This is a genomic window from Erythrobacter sp. SN021, from assembly GCF_021864455.1.
The window spans coordinates 599,640-619,293 of the sequence record NZ_JAKKUW010000001.1 but is presented as its reverse complement, the minus strand read 5'-3'; the positions used below and the strand labels follow the sequence as shown (position 1 = coordinate 619,293).

Annotated in this window: 20 protein-coding genes and 1 pseudogene; 11 read left to right on the top strand and 10 right to left on the bottom strand. The window is 62.9% G+C overall.

All coding sequences use genetic code 11. The features are described from left to right. Positions 1–85: 85 nt before the first annotated feature. Positions 86–523, top strand: coding sequence for a DUF1801 domain-containing protein (locus L5849_RS03000; RefSeq protein ID WP_236924366.1), 438 nt, complete (start codon positions 86–88; stop codon positions 521–523). Here L5849_RS03000 and L5849_RS02995 read toward each other — a convergent pair whose 3' ends face one another. The 7 genes and pseudogenes from L5849_RS02995 to rlmN all read right to left on the bottom strand — a co-directional run bounded on the left by L5849_RS02995 (position 524) and on the right by rlmN (position 5,805). After that, a complete protein-coding gene (locus L5849_RS02995) occupies positions 524–1,264 on the bottom strand; it encodes a molybdopterin-dependent oxidoreductase (protein ID WP_236924364.1) in 741 nt (246 codons plus the stop codon). Beyond that, a complete protein-coding gene (locus L5849_RS02990; RefSeq protein ID WP_236924362.1) occupies positions 1,261–1,926 on the bottom strand; it encodes a cytochrome b/b6 domain-containing protein in 666 nt (221 codons plus the stop codon). The genes L5849_RS02995 and L5849_RS02990 overlap by 4 nt, the downstream gene beginning before the upstream one ends. After that, positions 1,923–2,693: an SDR family oxidoreductase gene (locus tag L5849_RS02985; protein ID WP_236924361.1), complete on the bottom strand. Its 771-nt coding sequence runs from the start codon at positions 2,691–2,693 to the stop codon at positions 1,923–1,925. The genes L5849_RS02990 and L5849_RS02985 overlap by 4 nt, the downstream gene beginning before the upstream one ends. 104 nt (positions 2,694–2,797) lie before the next feature. Then, positions 2,798–3,184: a glycine zipper 2TM domain-containing protein gene (locus L5849_RS02980; protein ID WP_115417051.1), complete on the bottom strand. Its 387-nt coding sequence runs from the start codon at positions 3,182–3,184 to the stop codon at positions 2,798–2,800. Between the two features lie 121 nt (positions 3,185–3,305). Further along, positions 3,306–3,824, bottom strand: a pseudogene (locus L5849_RS02975) (MOSC domain-containing protein). Between the two features lie 125 nt (positions 3,825–3,949). Next, positions 3,950–4,558 (bottom strand): class I SAM-dependent methyltransferase, encoded by a 609-nt coding sequence (locus L5849_RS02970; protein WP_236924359.1) that lies wholly within the window; start codon positions 4,556–4,558, stop codon positions 3,950–3,952. Beyond that, positions 4,558–5,805, bottom strand: coding sequence for a 23S rRNA (adenine(2503)-C(2))-methyltransferase RlmN (gene rlmN / locus L5849_RS02965; protein ID WP_236924357.1), 1,248 nt, complete (start codon positions 5,803–5,805; stop codon positions 4,558–4,560). Before rlmN ends, L5849_RS02970 begins: the two co-directional genes overlap by 1 nt. A gap of 278 nt (positions 5,806–6,083) precedes the next feature. Between rlmN and L5849_RS02960 the strand changes: the two genes are divergently transcribed. After that, on the top strand, positions 6,084–6,749 hold the full coding sequence (locus tag L5849_RS02960) for an outer membrane protein (RefSeq protein ID WP_115417048.1): 666 nt from the start codon (positions 6,084–6,086) through the stop codon (positions 6,747–6,749). An 89-nt stretch (positions 6,750–6,838) separates the two neighbouring features. Here the strand turns inward: L5849_RS02960 and L5849_RS02955 are convergent, their stop codons facing one another. From L5849_RS02955 to L5849_RS02945, 3 genes are read right to left on the bottom strand one after another with little or no spacing between them, the layout of a single operon-like run. Further along, positions 6,839–7,321 (bottom strand): hypothetical protein, encoded by a 483-nt coding sequence (locus L5849_RS02955; protein WP_115417047.1) that lies wholly within the window; start codon positions 7,319–7,321, stop codon positions 6,839–6,841. Beyond that, complete coding sequence (gene greB, locus L5849_RS02950; RefSeq protein ID WP_115417046.1) at positions 7,314–7,793, bottom strand: transcription elongation factor GreB; 480 nt, start codon at positions 7,791–7,793, stop codon at positions 7,314–7,316. The genes L5849_RS02955 and greB overlap by 8 nt, the downstream gene beginning before the upstream one ends. A gap of 23 nt (positions 7,794–7,816) precedes the next feature. Continuing rightward, positions 7,817–9,751 (bottom strand): lytic transglycosylase domain-containing protein, encoded by a 1,935-nt coding sequence (locus L5849_RS02945; RefSeq protein ID WP_236924355.1) that lies wholly within the window; start codon positions 9,749–9,751, stop codon positions 7,817–7,819. A 104-nt stretch (positions 9,752–9,855) separates the two neighbouring features. Here L5849_RS02945 and dapA point away from each other — a divergent pair, with 104 nt between their 5' ends. From dapA to L5849_RS02900, 9 genes are all read left to right on the top strand, one after another. Then, positions 9,856–10,737, top strand: a complete 882-nt coding sequence (gene dapA, locus L5849_RS02940; protein ID WP_236924353.1) for a 4-hydroxy-tetrahydrodipicolinate synthase — start codon at positions 9,856–9,858, stop codon at positions 10,735–10,737. Positions 10,738–10,777: 40 nt separating this feature from the next. Next, complete coding sequence (gene smpB, locus L5849_RS02935; protein ID WP_115417043.1) at positions 10,778–11,260, top strand: SsrA-binding protein SmpB; 483 nt, start codon at positions 10,778–10,780, stop codon at positions 11,258–11,260. Between the two features lie 127 nt (positions 11,261–11,387). After that, positions 11,388–11,996: a DUF2062 domain-containing protein gene (locus tag L5849_RS02930; protein WP_236924351.1), complete on the top strand. Its 609-nt coding sequence runs from the start codon at positions 11,388–11,390 to the stop codon at positions 11,994–11,996. Continuing rightward, on the top strand, positions 11,993–14,467 hold the full coding sequence (locus tag L5849_RS02925) for a response regulator (RefSeq protein ID WP_236924350.1): 2,475 nt from the start codon (positions 11,993–11,995) through the stop codon (positions 14,465–14,467). The genes L5849_RS02930 and L5849_RS02925 overlap by 4 nt, the downstream gene beginning before the upstream one ends. Positions 14,468–14,614: 147 nt before the next feature. Beyond that, complete coding sequence (recA, locus tag L5849_RS02920; protein WP_115417042.1) at positions 14,615–15,679, top strand: recombinase RecA; 1,065 nt, start codon at positions 14,615–14,617, stop codon at positions 15,677–15,679. Between the two features lie 196 nt (positions 15,680–15,875). Beyond that, positions 15,876–16,502 carry a glutathione S-transferase family protein gene (locus L5849_RS02915; protein ID WP_236924348.1) on the top strand — a complete coding sequence of 209 codons (627 nt, stop codon included), beginning with the start codon at positions 15,876–15,878 and terminating at the stop codon, positions 16,500–16,502. A 95-nt stretch (positions 16,503–16,597) separates the two neighbouring features. Beyond that, positions 16,598–17,764: a nucleotide sugar dehydrogenase gene (locus L5849_RS02910; RefSeq protein ID WP_236924346.1), complete on the top strand. Its 1,167-nt coding sequence runs from the start codon at positions 16,598–16,600 to the stop codon at positions 17,762–17,764. Then, positions 17,764–18,786, top strand: a complete 1,023-nt coding sequence (locus L5849_RS02905) for an NAD-dependent epimerase/dehydratase family protein (RefSeq protein WP_236924344.1) — start codon at positions 17,764–17,766, stop codon at positions 18,784–18,786. The genes L5849_RS02910 and L5849_RS02905 overlap by 1 nt, the downstream gene beginning before the upstream one ends. Before the next feature lie 4 nt (positions 18,787–18,790). Then, entirely contained in the window at positions 18,791–19,621 is an 831-nt protein-coding gene (locus tag L5849_RS02900) for a trans-aconitate 2-methyltransferase (RefSeq protein WP_236924342.1), read from the top strand. Positions 19,622–19,654: the final 33 nt, after the last annotated feature.

Genomic DNA, 19,654 nt, shown 5'->3' with positions numbered 1-19,654 from the left:
GGGCGCGCCTCTCCCCTTTTGTTTTCCCCGAGCGCGAGACTGTGGCACACAGAGACGCAAGTCAATCGAAGGGAGGAACGACGCCGTGGGTGAAGCGAAGACGCAGATTACCGATGTCGACCCGGCGGACTTCATCGCGTCGGTCGAACCGGAAAGGAAGCGGGAGGAGGCGAAGCTGCTCGATGCGCTGTTTCGCCGGGTAACGGGCGAAGAGCCCAGGATGTGGGGGCCGAGCATCATCGGCTACGGCAGCTACCGCACCACCTATGCCAGCGGGCGCAAGGTACATTGGCTGCGCACCGGCTTCAGCCCGCGCAAGGCGAAGCATTCGCTCTATCTGATGGGCGGCTATTGCGACGAAGTCACGGGCCAGCGCCGCGACGAATTGCTGGCACGGCTGGGCAAATACAAGACCGGCAAAAGCTGCCTGTATGTCAACAAGCTGGCCGATGTGGATATGGACGTTTTGGAGGAGTTGCTGCGCAACGACTGGGAAGCGATGGCGCGCCTCTATCCCGAGTGATCAGATGCCCGCATACCACTGATACCCGGCGCGGTCTTCCCAGTAACCGCCCTGGCCCTTGCCGATCTCGTCGAGGCTGGCGACCGCCTCGATCGCGGTGAGGTATTTGGCGTGTTTGTAGCCTAACTGCCGCTCGATCCGCATTCTCAGCGGCGCGCCGTTGCGGATCGGCAGCGGCTCTCCATTGAGGCTGTGCGCGACGATGGTCTGCGGGTGATAGGCATCGACCAGGTCGATGCTCTCGTAATAGTCCTGCCCATTGAGATTGTCGGCGCAGCGGAAGACGATGAACTTGGCTTGGCTGAGCAGGCCTGCGGCATCGAGCAGGAGCGAGAGCTGCGGCCCGGTCCATTCGCCGATCGCGCTCCACCCTTCGACGCAATCGTGGCGCGTGACCTGGTTGCGCTGGGGCAGCTTGCGGATATTCTCAAGACTGAGGCTGAGTGGATTCTCGACCAGGCCGCGCACTTCGAGCCGCCAATTGGCGAAGCCTTCCTCGGCATGGCGCGGGTAGTCGCCGTTCTGCGGATCGGTCGAGCCATTGCCGCGAAAATAGGGCGAGATCGCGCTGCGCGGATACTCCGGCGCGAGCGCCGTGCGATCGGTCAGCAGCCGGTGCGCGCCCTTGTGCCAGCCTTCCGCGGCATCGAGCAACGACTTGCCGACATCGGTTTCGGCGATTCTGTTGCAGCCTGCCACGAAGGCGGCACCGGCGGCGACGAGGAAGTTCCTGCGCTTCATCCCTCGCGCCCCCCGGTAATCATGTCGCGGATCTGGCGGATCGGCCCGGCAAGGATCACCAGCACCACATGCACCACGAAAAAGGCGGCGATGGCGAAGGCGAAGATGAAATGCAGGCTGCGCGCCGATTGCCGCCCGCCGAGCAGTTCGACCAGCCAGCCAAATGTCGGTTCCATGCCGGGGCTGATGGCGATGCCGGTGAAGACCATCATCGGTAGAAACACGCCCAGCACAAGGCCATAGGCGAGCTTCTGGAGGAAATTGTACTTGCCGCCCTCATGGTCGAAATCGAGCCTGAGGTGCTGGACGATGTCATGCCGGATCGCGGCGGGCTTCCATTGTTTGCGGCTGGTGGCGATATCGCGCCTGAAATGCCAGTTCGCGAGCATGGCGATCCACATGAACAGCAGGCCCAGCGCAAAGGGCCAGGCCATGAGGATATGCCAGTCGCGCGCCACGGCGAGGCTGTAATAGCCGGGGATCGTCATCCAGTCGGGAAAGCGCGGCACGGTGAGCCAGGCCTGTTCGGCGGCAAAGCCCCAATCGCCCCAATAGAGCCGACGATGCGCGTTGGAGATCGTCAGGCCCGACATGAACAGCACGACGACGCACAAGAGATTCACCCAGTGCCACAGCCGGGTGCTGAGCGCGTGGCGCTTCATGCCCCGGTTCCCTCGCGGGCGAGATAGATCACGTCGCGCGGCTGGGAAAGCAGGTGCTGGCCGCTGTCGACATAAAGCGTCTGCCCGCTGGCGAGATGACCCTGTGCGAGGAACAGCGCGGCATCGGCGACTTCCTCGGGCCCGGTCTTGCGGGCAAGCAGGTTCAAGCGGTGCGAAATCTCGGTCTCCTCCTCGCTCTGGTCGTGGCTGGCGAGGATCGCCCCGGGAGCCAGCGCATAGACCCGGTCTTCCACGCTGGCCGCGCCCATGGCCAGCATCGGCACGGTCGATGCCAGCGCGTGCTTGCTCATCGTGTAGCTGAAGAAATCCGGATTGGGATTGGCGAGCTTCTGATCGGTCAAATGGATCACCCGCCGCCCGCCCGATGCCTGTGCATGGGCGAGATAGGCCTGGGCCATACGGGCGGGGCTGCGCGCGTTGATCTGCATCGTGCGGACATTCGTCGCCGGATCGAGCGCGGTTACAGTGTCCCTGTCGAACACCGCCGCGCAATTGATCAGCGCACGCCAGTCCGCGAGGCGGTTGGCCAGCGTTTCCACCATGGCGACCGCCGCATCGCCATCTTCGAGATCGCACTGCACCGCCTCCGCCGAGGGAAGCTGCTCCACCAGTGCCTCGGCCCCCGCGCGCGACGAGCCGTAATGCACGACCACATGCCATCCCGCCTTGCCGAAGGCGCGGGCGATCGCCGCGCCGATACGCTTCGCGCCGCCCGTTACGAGTACCGATGGCTTACCGTCCGTCATCGCGCGCGAGCATAGCGGCAGACGGAGCAAAGGAAAGGCGCGCCGCCACCCGAGGGGAAGGTGGCGGCGCGCCGCATTCGCAACCCGCAGGTTGCGTCAGAAAGTTAGCGGCACTTCAGGCTGCCGCGATCGATCTCGCGTCCGACGATGGCCCCAACGGCACCGCCGAGGATTGCGCCAAGCGTCTTGTCGCCGCGCCCGGCCAGTTCATGGCCCGCCAGCGCGCCGACGCCCGCGCCGATGACGAGACCGGTCGTGCCATTGTCACGCTTGCAATAATAGCGCCCGTCGCCGCCGCGCCACATGCGGTCGGCACGACTGATACGGCGCGGTTCGATGTAGTAGCCGCGGCTGTCGTAGATAGCCCGGTCCTTGGCGCGTTTGCCATGTGCGGGCGCCCAGGCAGGCGGGTCCGCAGCGGCCGGTGCGGCCATGCCGATGCCGGTGAAGGCGAGCGCCCCTGCAGCCAATGCGACAGTGAGTTTTTTCATGATTGCGTCCCCATTCGGTTGTCTCCGTCGCGACCCTGCGCGGACGATTTACAACATCGGCTGAACGAATGGCGGCTCGCCGAAATTCGCGATGAGCCGTGCGGAGACGCGCGACGAATTGCTAACGATCGAGCTTTTGTCGGGCGCGATCACGCCATGGCAGGCAAAGTCTTTCGAGTGCCGTGATCTGTTCGAGTTCTTCGCGCGTGGCCTTGTGCGCCGGATCGAAGAGCTTCGCGAACAGGCGCCCCACGGTCCAATCCTCGTGGCCCGTTTCGATCTGCTCCAGCCTGTCACCAGCCTTGGCGTCGCCCTCCTCGATGACGCGGTAGTACCACCCGCAATTGTGCTGCTTGACGATCCGCGCGACCATTCCCTTGCGGCCGAAGCGATGGTCGATCTTCCAGCAGGGCTGGCGTGGCTAGCTGACTTCGAGCAGGGCGCTGCCAAGGTGGAAGCGGTCGCCGATCCGCACTGTCTCTTCGGTCAGCCCCTCGGCATGGATATTCTCTCCGAAAGCGGCTGGGCGGGAAAGCAGATCATGGCCGCCGAGCCAATCGCTCCATCCCGCGTAATGATCGCGCGGATAGTGATGCACGGCCATGTCCGGCCCGCCATGGTGTTTGGTATCGGCGACCATGTCGCCCTCGATCCCGAAAGAGCGAATATGGGCGATCCCGTCGACGGGCTGCTTGTCGATGGCGCTCAGCTCGGCGCCGTTGAAAGGCTTGGGCAGGCCGACACAGATGGCGAGCACTTCGGCAGTCATCGATCCTCCTTGCGCAGGGTGAGCGCGAGCCAGTCCCGCTGCGTTCCGTCGCTGCCTTTACCGGGATAGCGCTCGCTGGCCAGGGGCGTGAAGCCCGCCTCGCGGTAGACTTCTTCCAGCCATTCGGGAGAGGGGAGATTGGTCCAGCGCCCCAGCAGGTCGCGGCCCTCTTCTGGATGGGCATGGTCGGACAGCTTGTAATTGGCGAAGTGAAGACCGCCTGGCCGCAGCGCACGATGGATCGCTGAAAGAACCGGCGGTAATGCAGCGCGCGGCAGGTGAAGCAGGCTCGCATGAGCCCAGACGGCGTCGTATTCGGACACCGCGTTTAGTTCGTCGAAGCGCATCTGGCGCGCCGCGATATCGTGGCGTTCCTTCGCTTTCCTGACCATGGCGGCAGTCCCGTCGGTCGCATCGATCGAGAAACCGCGATCATGGATATAGGCGGCATCGCGCCCGCCGCCGCAGCCCAGTTCGAGGATGTGAGCGCCTGGCGCCAGGCGGTCGAGAAACCCATCGAGATGGCGGCTCTGCCCCTGGGTGCCGCTCGCCGTGTAACGGGGCGCCTCGCGCTCGTACCAGGCGAGGGTCGCCTCGTCGGTCATCAGGAGGCGGCAGCCTCTGTGGCTTCGGCAGCTTCGCGGTCGCGCTGGGCGCGGCTCTTCTTCTCGGCTGCTGTCTTGAGCTGGCCGCAGGCGGCGTCGATATCGCGGCCGCGCGGCGTGCGCACGGGCGCGCTGATGCCGTGCTCGAAGACGATCGAGGAGAAGCGTTTTACCCGCTCCGGCGTCGAGCATTCATAAGGCGCCCCGGGCCAGGGGTTGAACGGGATCAGGTTCACCTTGGCGGGCAGCTTGTACTGCTTGATGAGCCGTACAAGCTCGTGCGCATCCTCGTCACTGTCGTTCTTGTCCTTGAGCATGACATATTCGAAGGTGATCCGGCGCGCATTGCTGGCGCCGTGATAATCCGAGCACGCCTGCAGCAATTCCTCGATGCCGTATTTCTTGTTGAGCGGCACAATTTCGTCGCGGACGTCCTTGGTCACAGCATGAAGGCTGACCGCGAGGTTGACGCCTATTTCCTTGCCGCACTTGTCCATCATGGGAACGACGCCGCTGGTCGATAGCGTGATCCGGCGCTTCGACAGGGCCAGACCTTCCCCATCCATCACCAACTTCAGCGCATCGCGGACGTTGTCGAAATTATAGAGCGGTTCGCCCATGCCCATCATCACGATGTTGGTCAGCAGGCGGCCATCGGCGCGGTATTCGGTTTCGCTCTCTTCGTCGGCGAAATCCATCTTGCCCTTCGGCCATTCGCCCAGTGCATCGCGCGCGAGCAGGACCTGGCCGACGATTTCGCCCGGGGTGAGGTTGCGCACGAGGCGCATGGTGCCGGTGTGGCAGAAACGGCAATTGAGAGTGCAGCCGACCTGGCTGGACACGCACAGCGTGCCGCGATCCGCATCGGGGATGAAGACCATTTCGAACTCGTGCCCGTCCGAGGTGCGCAGCAACCATTTGCGCGTGCCATCGGTCGAATGCTGGGCTTCGACGATATCGGGCCGCCCGATGTAGAACCGCTCGGCGAGCCAAGGGCGCATGGTCTTGGCGATATCGGTCATCGCCGCGAAATCGGTGACGCCGCGATGATAGAGCCAGTGGAACACCTGCTTGGCGCGCAGCTTGGCCTGCTTTGCGTCCAGTCCCGCTTCGGCGAACAATTCGCGAATGCGGTCTTTCGGCAGGCCGATCAGGTCCACGCGGCCATCTTCGCGCGGCGTGATGTCGCGCGCGACGGGAACCGGGTCCACCTGCCCGGGGATGCTCATGAGTGTCGTATCGGCCATGGGAGCGGCGCATATAGGGCCTGTTGCGGCGAAAGCAAAGTGCACGCGCCGCGTGAGCCGAGCGCCCATCGGGCTGACGCGCCTCAGCCATGCAAATCCCCTTTAGAAGTCGTGTTCCCAACGCCCCGTCTACTAAAATCACCTTTTCATCGCGCAACATGTGTTCAATTTGCAACAATATCCTGTTGTTTGAGGTTAATGAAACTGTTTGCAATCTCGCGGCGTTCTCCCAGTCCACGCAGCATGAAAGCTGCGGGTCAACAAAACGGAGTTCGTACATGAAGAAGATTTCAACCCTGCTCGTAGCCGGTTCGATGGCCGCCTTTGCCACGCCTGCCATGGCGCAGGATGCCAGCGGCAATTTCGATGGCTTCCGCGTCCAGGGCGTGGCGGGCTATGATGCGCTGAAGGCCGGCAGCAGTGTCGATGACGACGGCAACGACAACAACGACCAGTCGATCGACGGCCTGGTTTACGGTGTGCAGGCCGGTTACGATTTCGACCTCGGCGGCGCAGTCATCGGGCTCGAGGCGGAACTGACCGATTCAACCGCCAAGACCGAATTCGACAATGGCGATTTCGAAGGCTTCGGCTTCGGCGAAGTCGAAGCGGGACGCGACCTGTTCCTCGGCGCGCGCGTCGGTGCCAAGGTCGCCCCGGACCTGCTGCTCTATGCCAAGGGCGGCTATACCAACGCCAAGCTCGATATCCTTGCCAATGACGGCACCAGCGAGTTCCGCGAAAGCTTCGACCTCGATGGCTGGCGCGCCGGTGCGGGTATCGAATATGCCATCAATCCACGGACCTTCATGAATGTCGAATATCGCTATTCGAACTACACCGAAGGCGAAGTGGACTTCGACGGCACGCTGCCCGACAGTGATCGTTTCGACGTCGATCTGGACCGTCACCAGATCATGGCGGGCGTTGGCGTTCGCTTCTAAGCGATAGCCCGCGTCATGAATTGGGGCCGGGGAGCGATGGCGCTTTCCGGCCCCTTTTTCTTTCCTGTCTCCACGCCTGCCTCCGCGGTTCAGCGCCGGGCGCAGGCGAGGGTGGCGGCATCCATCGCGGTCGCCGCGCCCGACAATGAGTAGCTGTTCGCAAATCGGCGACCGCGTTTGTCCGTGGCGCTGATGGTCATGCGCTCGGCCGAACGCATGGCGGCGACGATCGCTGCGTCCATCGCGCGGTCATGCGCCCAGGCATCGCCACCGCCGCCGCTGAGGCGGAAGCGCTTGCCGCCGATGGCGAGCGTGATGGCCGAGCTGTGCATAATTTGGCGGGACAGGCGGAAATGCACCTCTCCACGCCGGTTTTGCCGCGGCCAAGTGCCGATGGTCGCGAAAGGCTCGAACTCTCGGCTCAGGCGACTAGGGGTGGGCATGGCAATGGCATAGCAGCGCGGAACCGAAGGGTCGCGAAAGGCCGCCCAATCGGAAAATACCCCGAGATCATCCTTGGCCGAGAGGGGGGCGGCGAGTACGATCAGGAACAGGGCCGCGAGCTTACGCATAGTCGATCGCCACGATCTCCCATTCTTTCAGCCCGCCGGGAAGCCGCACGCTGCGCAAATCCCCGATAGCTGCCCCCTTCAGGGCGCGAGCCAGCGGCGAAGACCAGCCTATCCGGCCCGCACTGGCATCCTGTTCGTCGTCGCCGACGAGAGTCACGACCTTTTCCCTGTCGTCCTCGTCGGCAAGTGTGACGGTGGCCCCGAAGAAGGCGCGTGCCTTGTCGGGTTGTTCGGCCGGATCGATCACCCGCGCGGCTTTCATTCGCCGGGCCAGATGCGCCAGCTCGCGATCGATTTCCCGCATACGCTTGCGACCGTAGAGATAATCGCCATTTTCGCTGCGATCGCCATTGCCCGCCGCCCAACTGACGATTTCGACGATTTCCGGCCGCTCGGTGCCAAGCAGATGGTCGTAGCGCGCCTTCATCGCGGCATAGCCTGCGGGCGTTACGGGATTGGTCTTGCCTTGCATCAGGGCTGCGGCCCTAGCGCAATTCAGCGCCGCAGGTAATTGGCGATATCGCGTTCGTACCCGGCCGATTTATCGGGATGCATATTGGCATAGCTGACGGCATTTCCGATCACGCGCATGACGTAATAGCGCGTCTCGAAATTCGCCGGTATCTGCTCGATCCACGTAACCCAGTCGACCGCGCCTGTACGCGGGTCGCCATTGAGACGCAGCCACTGGTTCACCCGCCCGGGGCCTGCATTATACGCTGCAATGGCGAGCGGATAAGCGCCATCGTACCGATCCATCAGCCGGGCGAAATGCGCATCGCCAAGGCGGATATTGTAGCTCGGGCTTTCCGTCAGGCTGGCGGACATGTAGCGCACGCCGATCTTGCCGGCCTCCTCGCGCGCGGTGCCGGGCATGAGCTGCATCATGCCGCGCGCACCGGCATGGCTGATACGATTGCGGTCGAATTCGCTTTCCTGCCGTGCGATCGCATGGACCATGGTCCAGTTGGCGCCCGAATGCGTGGGCACGGTCGGATAGCCGAGCCGCTCGAAACCCTTGAGGCCGTGCTCGCCCGCAACCAGACCGGCGACCACCGCCATTTCTTCAAGACCCGTTTCGCGGGCAAGCTGGCCGACCAGTGCCATCTCGCCGGGCGTGTCTGCCTTGTCGGCAATCGCTTCGAAAAAGGCGCGTTCGGTACGCCAATCGCGGCGGTTGCGCGCAATCGCGCGCAATGCGCCGGTCAGCGGATCAGCTTCGAAGGCCGCGCGTTCGGCCGCATCGGGCTGCGGCACCTGGGCGAAGTTCGGCATTGGCTGCCGCAGTTCGCTCAGCGCAAGCTGGCCGTAATACCAGTCGGGAAAATCTGCGGCCATCTGCCAATACCGCTCCGCCTCGGCGCGGTCACCCGCACGGGCTGCGGCGCGTCCTGCCCAGTAAAACCCCTTGGAGCGGGTGAGCGGCGTTTTGGCCGCGGTACCGTAGCGATAGAAGAGCGGGGCCGCGCGCGCGCCATCGCCGAGCGACCACAGCGCCTTGGTCCCGCCCAGCCACATCAGATCGGTATATTTGTCGCGCAGGGTGAAGCTGCCTTCCGAGATATCGGTGCCCGGCGCGAAGACATCGTCGACTTTCGACGCGATGCTGACCGCCTGGCTCGCACCCGCGCTCTTCGCAACTGCCAGCGCTTCGGAAACGAACAGTGTCCCATCGATCGCGGGCGCGGCGAATTGCGCCCGTGTCGCCAAGAGCTCGACCGCGCGGAAGGGCTGACCCGAGCTGCGATAGTGGCGCGTAAGGTTATAAACATAGCCCGCATCGCTGAGCGCACCGTCCGGTACGGCAAGCCCCGCCTGCGTCGGAGTGCTGCCCTGCAATAAGGCCAGGCGCGCCTGGGCCATCTCGCGATAGGCCGGTGAGACGCGCACGACATGGCGCGACGCGGCCTCGTAATCACCTTGCCAAAGCAAGGCATCCATGCGCGCATCGTGATCTTCCGGGCCAAAGCGCCCGCCGAACAGGCCCTGTATGTAGAGCTCGGACGGGCCGCTCATTGGTCCGCCCCGCCAGGCCTTCCGTGCCACGTCGAACGCTTCGGGGCGATCGAGCGACGCGAGCGCCAAGGCATAACGCGCCTTGCCGCCATTGGTCAGCGGCGGGTATTTGTCGAAAAATGCGACCAGCGATTGCGACGAGGGAGCATCCCGGTCCAGCGCGGCTTCGGCACGGTAGCGCAGCAATTCCTGTTTGGGAAAATCGGGGTAGGTTGTGACGAAACCCGCATAGGAAGCGAAAGGCAGCTCCTCCTGCTTGGTCAGATATTCCCATTGGCCCACGGCCTGATCCATCCGCCCTGGCTGCTGCGCGACCATATCGGCGCGTGAGGTATTCTGCGCCTGCGCGATGGTGGGAAAGACCAGTGAAGAACCGGCCATAAGAGCGAGTGAGAAAATAGTTTTTCGGCCCATGCTGGACATCGTGCCCGGCCCCTCCTTATCAGGCGCTGAATGAATTGTGGCGCGAACCGCCGAAAATCGCCTTGTTTCATACCCCTAACGCAGGACTCCCGTAAATGTTCTCAGGCTCGATTCCAGCTCTGGCGACTCCTTTTCGCGACGGGTCGTTGGACGAAGCGGCTTTCCGGAAGCTGGTCGATTGGCAGATCGAAAACGGTAGCAAGGCGCTGGTGCCGTGCGGCACCACGGGCGAAGCGTCGACATTGTCGAACGCCGAGCATCACCGCGTTGTCGAGATATGCATCGAACAGGCGGCGGGCCGCGTACCCGTGATTGCCGGATGCGGCTCGAACGATACGCGCAATGCGCTGCTACACATGCAGTTTTCCAAGAAAGCCGGGGCTGCGGCGGGACTGTGCGTCGCGCCCTATTATAACCGCCCGAGCCAGGCCGGGCTCATTGCCCATTTCAGCTATCTTGCCGAAAACAGCGATCTGCCGATCGTGCTCTATAATGTCCCCAGCCGCACGGTAACCGACATCGAGGATGAGACGGTTGTCGAGCTGGTCCGTAAATATCCCAGCCGCATCGTCGCCATCAAGGACGCCAGCGGCGATTTGTCCCGCGTCGCCGATCACCGCATGGGGCTGGATCACGAATTCTGCCAGCTTTCGGGCAATGACGAATTGTGGCTGCCGCATTCGGCCGCGGGCGGGGCGGGCTGCATTTCGGTCACCGCCAATGTCGCACCGGCACTATGCGCGGAGTTCCATGAAGCAATCGCGGCCAACGATCTGGTCAAGGCACGCGAATTGAACGACCGGCTGTTTCCGCTGCACTACGCCATGTTCTCGGACGCCAGCCCGGCCCCGGTCAAATATGCGCTTAGCCGCGTTCACGACTGGTTTTCGCCCGATGTCCGCCTGCCGTTGTGCAACGCCAGCAAGGCAAGCCGCGAAGCCGTCGACGAAGCACTTGGGATCGCCGGCCTGGTCTGACTTGGCAGGCGCGTCGCAAGCGCCTACATGCGCCCGCCTTATGGCTCGTCCCAAACCCTCTACGTTCGACAAGCAGAAAGTCGTCGCCGACAATCGTCGCGCGCGCTTCGATTACCATGTCGAGGATACGTTCGAAGCGGGGCTGGCGCTGCAAGGCACAGAAGTGAAGGCTTTGCGGGCCGGCGAGGCCAGCATCAAGGAAAGCTACGCCGAGATACGTGACGGACAAGTGTGGCTGGTCAACGCGAATATTCCGGAATATTCGCACGGTAACCGGCTGAACCACGAACCGCGCCGACCGCGCAAGCTTCTGCTTCACGCGCGCGAGATCGAGAAGCTGTTCGGCGCTGTCGAGCGCAAGGGCATGACGTTGGTACCCCTGTCTGTCTATTTCAACAGTACCGGCAGGGCCAAGGTCGAGCTGGCGCTCGCCAAAGGCAAGCAGGCGCATGACAAGCGCGCCAGCATCAAGGATCGCGACTGGAAGCGCGACAAGGCTCGATTGATGCGCGAACGCGGCTGATCTGCACCCATGCCCTTATAAAACACGCCGGGCTAACCACATTGCCAGACATGCCGCATTCGTCGCAAGCCGCCTCTCTCACCCCCTTGAACTCGCCGATGAGGCGGCGCATGGCAGGGGCGTGGCCATGAACAAGCGCAGATCGAAGACCTTTCTGGCGGACTGGATCCGCGCGCATATGCCCACGCGCGAGGAAATGGCGCGGAACAGATATTTGCGTCCGATCGCCCATCGGTTCCTGACGCCGGAATTGTGGCGGTTCACCCGCCGGAGCGTACCGCGCGGCGTTGCGCTCGGCATATTCGCAGGGTTCATCATCCCGGTCGGCCAGATATTCCTTGCCGCGTTTCTGGCGCTGCCCGCGCGGGCTAACGTTCCTCTCTCGGCGATCGTGACCTTCATCACCAATCCGTTCACTTTTCCATTCTGGGCGGTGATCGCCAACAAGCTCGGCGTTTTCATTCTCAAGGTCGATCTCGCGGCCACCGGCGGCGCCGCGCAGGAAGAGATCAATAGCGGACGCTGGGCCTGGTTCATCGAAATGTTCGAGGGTGTCGGAGTGACCGTATTGGTGACGATTTTCGGCTTCACCGTGCTCGCCATCGTCGGTGCGGCGATCGGGTATCTGCTTTCGGGCTTCGTGTGGCGCTTTGTCGTAGCGCGCAGACGTCAGCGGCGATTGAAAGCCATGGAGAGCCGTCTCGACGAACGTTTGCGGAAGGGTGCCGACGCATGATCATGCGCGAGGACAGTGCCGCCGCGACGCTGCCCCCCGTGCCACTCATGCTCGGGATTGCGGCGGCCTGTGTCGTCTCGGTCCTCCTGGTATGGCTGGTCGGCGAGCAGAGCATGGTCGCCTTGGCTTATGGCGGTGCGCTGGTCGCCGTTCTTCTGACAATCCTGCTGACCGCCCGCCTGAGAACTGTGCCGATCGAAGAAACGACGCTTCAGCCCGATTGGTCGGTGACCAGCGCGGCCATCGAGAACCGCAGGCGCGGCGTGGCCATCATCGATCGGGCCAATCGCATGGTCTGCGCCAATTCGACCTATGAACGCTGGTACGGAGGCAATGTGATGCCCTTCGATCTGCCGTTCGAGGCGGAAACGCGCGAAGCCGTGATGGGCGCGGTTCGCGATGCATGGAGGGATGGATCGGCCAAGCTGGACGACGTGCGCGTAACTGATTCCGACATGCGGTACCGTTTGCGCATCGATCGCAGCGGACGCGGGGAAGCCTATCTTGTGTGGCGCTTCGCGGAAATTCGCGAGGAACGCAGCTATGACGGGTTGGCGGAACGGATGTCGGGTCGGCTCGGCGAAGTAATTTCGCGTGCGGGGATCGAGCTTGCTCTGGTGGCGCCCGATGGCATCGTGCTTTCGACTACCCCGGGCCTGGCGGAGCGCGTTACGGGCAGTCGGGAAAAATCGCTCGGCGGGGTCGAATTCGTACAATTGCTACGTTCCGACGATCGCGACCGCATCTATTTCGCGCGCGAAGGCCAGCAGGGATCGCCCCAGACGCTGGTCCATGTACCGCTCGATGTGGCGGCGGACGGCAGGTTGAGCGATGCCGATCAGGCGCCGTCCATGATGTTGCTTGTCGACAGCACCGTGGGGATCGGCGGGGGTTGGGAAAACAACGGAAAAGCCGCGGTTCCGCAACTCGAAGCCTTGCTTTCCGCTTTGCCGCTGGGTCTTGCCCTGACCGATCGCGACAGCCGTTTCCTGTTCGCCAACAAAGCTTTCCTGCGCGCGGTCGAGCGCGAGAGCCAAGGACTGCCGCAATTCCCGTCCGATCTGGTCGTGCGCGAGGACAAGGCCGCGATGGCCGATACCGTCCGCCGTTTTGCCAAGGGGGCGACATCCAGCGGCGACATGGCCGTGCGACTGGCCAACGACAAGGAAGAGCCGGTGTCGATCGGCCTTGCCGGCGTGCGCGGGCTGGGCGACGCGGCGGTTTTGCTCTCCATTTCCGATTCCTCCGAGGAAAAGCGCCTGCGCCGCCAGGTCGCCCAAGCCACCAAGATGCAGGCGGTGGGGCAATTGGCGGGGGGCGTCGCGCATGATTTCAACAATGTGCTGACGGCGATCATCGGCTATTGCGACCTGATGCTGTTGCGTCACACGCCGGGCGACAGCGACTATGACGATATCCAGCAGATCCGGGCCAATTCGAACCGTGCGGCCAGCCTGACACGCCAATTGCTCGCTTTCAGCCGTCAGCAGACGCTGCGCCCGGTCGTGCTGCAACTGCCCGATGTCGTCAGCGAGGTCAGCCAGCTCCTGAAACGCCTGATGGGTGAGAAGATCGAGTTTTCGGTTCGTCACGACCGCGAACTGGGCTCGGTGCGGGCCGATCCGCAGCAGCTCGAGCAGGTCATCATCAATCTTGCCGTCAACGCGCGCGATGCCATGCAGGCCAATGCTCACAAGCGTGGCAAGCAGGACTGGAAGGGTCGGCTCACCCTCGCCACACGCCGCGTATCGGCGCGGGATGTGCGCAAGATGGGCATCGATATCATGCCCGCCGACGATTATACCGTGCTGATCGTGCAGGATACGGGCGGGGGTATTCCCGAAGAGCATCTCAACAAGATCTTCGAGCCCTTTTTTACGACCAAGGAGCAGGGCAAGGGAACCGGGCTGGGCCTGTCGACAGTCTATGGCATCGTCAAGCAGTCGAACGGGTTCATATTCGCCGACAACGTGCAGGGGCCTGACGGCGCTCCCATAGGTGCGCGGTTCACCATGTATTTGCCCGTGCACAAGGGCGAAATGCCCGCCGATATGACCACGGAGGAGCCCGAGGAGCCCAAGGCCACCGAATGGTCCGCCGGCGGCAAGCTGCTGCTCGTGGAGGACGAAGACATGGTTCGCGCCGTGGCAGAGCGGGCGCTGGTCCGCGCCGGCTACACCGTCACCACGGTGACGGATGGCGAAGAAGGGCTGGCCGAGGTGGCCAATGGTTCGACCGAGTTCGATCTCATCGTTTCCGATGTCGTCATGCCGGTGATGGATGGACCGGCAATGGCGCGCGCCATTCGTAGGGTGAAGCCGGACATCCCCATTCTGTTCATGTCGGGCTATGCCGAAGAGCAGCTTCGCAACGATATCGACATCGACAATATGCACTTCATTCCCAAACCTTTCAGCGTCCAGCAGATCAATTCCAAGGTCGCCGAGGTATTGAGCGAACAGCGCGACTGAGCCAGCCACAGCGCGGAAATCGACGGCGAAGGGGGGGGTGCCGAAAATATTTTCGTTCCCCTCTTGTTCTATGAGAACGAACCGGGTACACCGCTTGCCAGTTGAAGAGTCGGGATGCGGCTCTGGCCAAGTGCAGGAGGTAATGTCATGGCGGCAAGTCTGAAGCTCGTAGAGGACAAGAAAGTGGACGCAGACCGCCAGAAGGCATTGGACGCCGCGCTCGCACAGATCGATCGTGCGTTCGGCAAGGGTTCGGCGATGAAGCTGGGCCAGAAGGAAACCATGCAGGTAGAGGCGATCTCCACCGGGTCGCTCGGCCTGGATATCGCGCTGGGCGTGGGCGGTCTGCCCAAGGGGCGCGTGATTGAAATTTATGGTCCGGAAAGCTCGGGCAAGACCACGCTGGCGCTTCATGTGCTGGCCGAAGCGCAAAAGGCGGGCGGCACGGTCGCTTTCGTCGACGCCGAGCATGCGCTCGATCCGGTCTATGCCCGGAAGCTGGGTGTCGATATCGACGAACTGATTGTGTCGCAGCCCGATACGGGCGAACAGGCGCTGGAAATAACCGATACGCTGGTCCGCTCCAACGCGATCGATGTGCTGGTGGTCGATTCGGTCGCGGCTCTCGTGCCGCGCGCCGAAATCGAAGGCGAGATGGGCGACAGTCATGTCGGCCTCCAGGCCCGCTTGATGTCGCAGTCGCTGCGCAAGCTGACCGGCTCGATCAACCGTTCCAAGTGCATGGTGATTTTCATCAACCAGCTGCGCATGAAAATCGGCGTGATGTACGGTAATCCCGAAACCACCACCGGGGGCAACGCGCTCAAATTCTATGCCTCGGTTCGCCTGGACATCCGCCGCACTGGGCAGATCAAGGATCGTGACGAGGTGATCGGCAATTCGACCCGCGTGAAGGTGGTCAAGAACAAGGTCGCCCCGCCGTTCAAGCAGGTCGAGTTCGACATCATGTATGGCGAGGGCATTTCGAAGATCGGCGAAATCCTCGACCTCGGCGTCAAGGCGGGCGTGGTCGAGAAATCGGGCAGCTGGTTCAGCTATGACAGCGTCCGCATCGGCCAGGGCCGCGAAAACGCCAAGAAGTTCCTCAAGGAAAACCCCGAGATGTGTGCCAAGTTGGAAGCCGCCATTCGCGGCCGCACCGACGAGGTCGCCGAAGAGATGATGACCGGCCCGGACGCGGACGAGGACTGACCTCTCTTCAAGCGGGAGCGCGTCGGCCCCGATCCCCCGGGACGGCGCGCAAGCCGGACTGTCCCCCGGCGCTCCCGAACAAACGGAAAGCCGGTGCGCGCCTCCTCTTGGCCGCACCGGCTTTTCCGTTTCCGGCATGGTCGAGGCTGCTCCGCGCAGATAGGGTGCGGGCGAATCGCAAGAGAGGGCCTGCCGCATGACCATCACCGTCCACCACCTCAACAACAGCCGTTCGCAGCGTATCCTCTGGCTGCTCGAGGAATTGGGGGCCGCGTACGAGATCGTGCACTACCAGCGCGACGCACAAACCAACCTGGCTCCGCCCGAACTCAAGCAGGCCCATCCGCTCGGCAAGTCGCCGCTGATCGAGGACGATGGCGTATGCGTGGCGGAAAGCGGGGCGATCATCCAGTATCTGTGCGAGCGCCATGGCGGCGAGGACTGGCTCCCCGCGTCGGACGGCGAGGACCACATCCGCCATCTGGAATGGATGCAGTTCGGCGAAAGCAGTTTCTTCGTCCCCGTCATGCTCAAGATCTATGCCGGGCATCTCGGCGATGCGGCCGCCCCGATAATGCCCCGCATCGAGGAACAGCTCGCCGCGCACATCCAGTTCGCCGAGGACAAGATCTCCGACGATCTGCATTTCGTCGGTGCCGACTGGTCGGCGGCCGATGTGATGATGAGCTTCCCGGCCGAAATCGCTGTGATGCAGGGCTATGCGGAAAAGGCGCCGAAGCTGGCGAACTTCGTCGAAGCGATCCACGCCCGGCCTGCCTGGCAGCGCGCGCGTAAGCGCGGTGGTGCCTATTTCATATGGTGAGAGGATCGGAGCAAGGCTTGCATTCGTCTCCGCCACCCCACAGAAGGCCCGCGCTGCCGCGTCTCGCGGCTGGATGCTGATTGACGGGTGGTTCGATGAAGATCGCGGTTTTCGGGCTCGGCTATGTCGGCCTTTCCAATGCCATCATGCTGGCGCAGCACAATACGGTAGTCGGATGTGACGTTTCTACCGAGCGCGTCGCGATGCTGGCCGAGCGGACCTCGCCGATCCAGGACGAGCTGGTCGAGGAATATCTCCGCCGGGAGGATCTCGACCTGTCCTTCACCACCGATGCCTCCGCTGCGATCGAGGGTGCGGAATTCGTCGTCGCCGCCGTGCCGACCAATTACGATGTCGAGACCAATTTCTTCGACACGAGCGCGGTCGATGCGGTGATCGAACAAGTCTTGATCGGCAATGAACGCGCCGTCGTGGTCATCAAATCCACCGTGCCCGTCGGATACGTGACCGAGGCCCGTAGGCGGTTCGCGAGCGACCGGATCATCTTCAGCCCCGAATTCCTGCGCGAAGGCAAGGCGCTGTACGACAATCTTCACCCATCGCGTATCGTTGTCGGCGAGCGTTCGGACCGGGCCCGCAGCTTCGCCAATCTGCTGGTCCAACCCACATTGGTCGACGATGTCCCGGTTTTGCTGACCGATGCCGAAGAGGCGGAAGCGATCAAGCTCTTTGCCAATACCTATCTTGCCATGCGTGTCGCCTTCTTCAACGAGCTCGACAGTTATGCTCTCTCGCGCGGCCTCGACACGCGCCAGATCATCGATGGTGTCGGTCTCGATCCGCGCATCGGTTCGCATTACAACAATCCGTCCTTCGGCTATGGCGGCTATTGCCTGCCCAAGGACACCAAGCAGTTGCTGGCGAATTACTCGGAGGTTCCGCAGAACCTCATCCGCGCGATTGTCGATGCCAACCGTACCCGCAAGGATTACCTCGCCGATCGGATCATCGCCAAGGCGCCGAAAACGGTGGGCATTTTCCGCTTGGTCATGAAGGCCGGTTCGGACAATTTCCGCCAGTCCTCGATCCAGGGCATCATGAAGCGGGTCAAGGCCAAGGGGATCGAGGTGATCGTTTACGAACCGGTGATGGAGGAGGATAGCTTCTTCGGCAGCCGGGTCGAACGCGATCTCGGCCGGTTCAAACAGGACGCGGACGTCATTGTCGCCAATCGCCTCGATCCCGATCTCGCCGATGTGCGCGAGAAGGTCTTCACCCGCGACCTGTTCGGCGCCGATTGATGGGCGAGACACGCACCGCGCTGGTCACGGGATCGGCAGGGTTTATCGGTTATCACCTCTCCCGTCGACTGCTGGCTGACGGATTCACGGTGATCGGAATCGACAGCCTTTCGGATTATTACGATCCCGATCTCAAACGCAGGCGCCAGGCCGCGCTGCTGCAGAGTGCGGGCTTTTCCGCGATCAACCAGCCCATCGAAACCCCGGGATTATTGGCCGATCTCTTCGCCGAACACCGGCCGAACATCGTCGTTCACCTCGCCGCGCAGGCTGGCGTGCGCTATTCGATCGACAATCCGCGTAGCTATCTCGAGAGCAATCTCGTGGGCACCTTCGAACTAATTGAGGCGGCGCGGGCTCATCCGCCGCAACACATGCTGCTCGCCTCGACCTCCTCGGCCTATGGCGCGAATACCGAGATGCCCTATCGCGAGACGATGAAGGCGGATCACCAGATGTCCTTCTATGCGGCGACGAAGAAGGCGACCGAGGCGATGGCGCACTCCTACGCGCATCTGTTTGGCCTCCCGGTAACGATGTTCCGTTTCTTCACCGTCTATGGCCCTTGGGGACGTCCAGATATGGTTCCGTTCAAGTTCGTCGCTAAAATCTTCAACCAAGAAGCAATCGACGTTTACAACCATGGCGAGATGATGCGCGACTTCACCTATGTCGAAGACCTCGTGGAAGCCGTGCGGCGGCTGATCGACGCGCCGCCGCAGCGTCCCACAGACCTGGCAGACATCGCCGAAGGCGACAGCCTCTCCCCTGTTGCCCCATGGCGTGTGGTGAATATCGGTAATTCGCGACCCGTGCAGCTTGAAGCGATGATCGCGGCGATTGAAGAGGCACTCGGGGTCGAAGCCAAGCGCAATCTCATGCCGATGCAGCCCGGCGATGTGCCCGCGACCTGGGCCGATGCGGAACTGCTCCGCGCGCTCACCGGCTATGTACCGAACACCGATATAGGCGAGGGCGTACGGCGCTTCGTCGAATGGTATCGCGACTTCTATCAAAAGTGAGAACATGACCGAGCAATTCGAATGGACCGGACAGGTCGGGAACGCCTGGGCCGAGGAATGGCAGCGGACAGACCGCAGTTTCACCCCGGTGACCGAGCGTCTGCTTGAGGTTGCGCGCGCGCATGCTTTCACGCGGGTGATGGACATCGGGTGCGGTGCGGGCGAACTCTCGGTAGCGCTGGCTGCCGATACACCCTCCGCTCGGGTGACTGGCGTCGATGTCAGCACGGATCTGCTCGGCGTTGCACGGGTGCGCGCCTCCAAGCTCGGCAATCTTCGCTTCGCGCTCGGCGATGCTGCTGCGTGGACCGCGGGCGAGGGCGAACGGCCCGATCTGCTGGTCTCACGCCATGGCGTCATGTTCTTCGATGATCCCGTCGCCGCATTCGCGCATATTGCGGGCCAGGCGATGCCCGGTGCGAACCTCGTCTTTTCCTGCTTCCGCGAGCGCGGCGAAAACGGTTGGGTTCGCGAGCTCGCCTCTGCCCTGCCGCCGGGAGACGGTCCGAAACCCGATCCGCATGCGCCCGGCCCCTTTGCATTCGGCGATCGCGAGCGGGTCGAGGGCATACTTTCCGAAGCCGGATGGCAGGAGATCGGTTTCGAACCGATCGACTATTCAATGGTCGTGGGCGAGGGTGAGGATGCGGTGGACGAGGCGCTTTCCTATTTCCTGCGCATCGGCCCCGCAGCGCGCGCTATCGCGTCGCTCGACGGGGCGCCGCGAGGCGAGGCACTCGCCAGACTGCGCGGCGTGCTGGAAGCCCATCATCGCGGCGACGCAGTATCGCTTCCCGCTGCCTGCTGGATCGTGACCGCTCGTTCGCCCCGCTGATCGCCGGGACTGCACAGTCTGTCCGGGCATTCG

Coding starts and splice junctions, on each gene's coding strand:
- greB (WP_115417046.1), bottom strand. CDS start 7,793: ATGCAAGGCAAGACCAATCCCGTAACGCCCGCAGGCTATGCCGCGATG.
- L5849_RS02990 (WP_236924362.1), bottom strand. CDS start 1,926: ATGAAGCGCCACGCGCTCAGCACCCGGCTGTGGCACTGGGTGAATCTC.
- L5849_RS02925 (WP_236924350.1), top strand. CDS start 11,993: ATGATCATGCGCGAGGACAGTGCCGCCGCGACGCTGCCCCCCGTGCCA.
- rlmN (WP_236924357.1), bottom strand. CDS start 5,805: ATGGCCGATACGACACTCATGAGCATCCCCGGGCAGGTGGACCCGGTT.
- recA (WP_115417042.1), top strand. CDS start 14,615: ATGGCGGCAAGTCTGAAGCTCGTAGAGGACAAGAAAGTGGACGCAGAC.
- L5849_RS02900 (WP_236924342.1), top strand. CDS start 18,791: ATGACCGAGCAATTCGAATGGACCGGACAGGTCGGGAACGCCTGGGCC.
- L5849_RS02970 (WP_236924359.1), bottom strand. CDS start 4,558: ATGACCGACGAGGCGACCCTCGCCTGGTACGAGCGCGAGGCGCCCCGT.
- L5849_RS02985 (WP_236924361.1), bottom strand. CDS start 2,693: ATGACGGACGGTAAGCCATCGGTACTCGTAACGGGCGGCGCGAAGCGT.
- L5849_RS02915 (WP_236924348.1), top strand. CDS start 15,876: ATGACCATCACCGTCCACCACCTCAACAACAGCCGTTCGCAGCGTATC.
- L5849_RS02955 (WP_115417047.1), bottom strand. CDS start 7,321: ATGCGTAAGCTCGCGGCCCTGTTCCTGATCGTACTCGCCGCCCCCCTC.
- dapA (WP_236924353.1), top strand. CDS start 9,856: ATGTTCTCAGGCTCGATTCCAGCTCTGGCGACTCCTTTTCGCGACGGG.
- L5849_RS02945 (WP_236924355.1), bottom strand. CDS start 9,751: ATGGGCCGAAAAACTATTTTCTCACTCGCTCTTATGGCCGGTTCTTCA.
- L5849_RS02930 (WP_236924351.1), top strand. CDS start 11,388: ATGAACAAGCGCAGATCGAAGACCTTTCTGGCGGACTGGATCCGCGCG.
- L5849_RS02960 (WP_115417048.1), top strand. CDS start 6,084: ATGAAGAAGATTTCAACCCTGCTCGTAGCCGGTTCGATGGCCGCCTTT.
- L5849_RS02980 (WP_115417051.1), bottom strand. CDS start 3,184: ATGAAAAAACTCACTGTCGCATTGGCTGCAGGGGCGCTCGCCTTCACC.
- smpB (WP_115417043.1), top strand. CDS start 10,778: ATGGCTCGTCCCAAACCCTCTACGTTCGACAAGCAGAAAGTCGTCGCC.
- L5849_RS02910 (WP_236924346.1), top strand. CDS start 16,598: ATGAAGATCGCGGTTTTCGGGCTCGGCTATGTCGGCCTTTCCAATGCC.
- L5849_RS02995 (WP_236924364.1), bottom strand. CDS start 1,264: ATGAAGCGCAGGAACTTCCTCGTCGCCGCCGGTGCCGCCTTCGTGGCA.
- L5849_RS02905 (WP_236924344.1), top strand. CDS start 17,764: ATGGGCGAGACACGCACCGCGCTGGTCACGGGATCGGCAGGGTTTATC.